General features: G+C 76.3%; 1 pseudogene. It reads left to right on the forward strand.

The window, feature by feature from the left end:
• Positions 1-358, forward strand: a pseudogene (locus KDH83_RS32040) (hypothetical protein); the annotation flags it as partial.

The raw sequence follows: 358 nt of genomic DNA on the forward strand, positions 1-358 counted from the left end.
GGCTATCCGTGGGCGCATGCGCAGGTGCTGCCCTGGCAAGCCACGCTGGGCGGCGGCGATCGTCAATGGGAGGCCTATGCGCGGGCGCTGATGCGCGAGCGCGGGGTCGCCGGACCGCTGCGCCTGCGGCTGGACGCGGGTCGCCATGGCCGCGCGCGGCTGGCTTTCGGCATCGACGACGGCCTGCTCGACGCGCTGGAGCGCACGGCCTCGGCTGGCGGCTGGCGGCTTTGGTCCTGCCACGATCTGCTGTCTTCCTGCCTGGCGCGGCCTCGCGCCGCGCTGCGCGCCAGCGGCGGCCTGGGGCTGGCCGAGATCGGTGCGCTGAGCTGCCTGTGGCGGGCCCCCAAGGGCCCGG

The sequence above is a fragment of the Achromobacter sp. Marseille-Q0513 genome (genome assembly GCF_018195695.1).
In the GTDB taxonomy this organism is placed as follows: Bacteria; Pseudomonadota; Gammaproteobacteria; order Burkholderiales; family Burkholderiaceae_B; genus Achromobacter.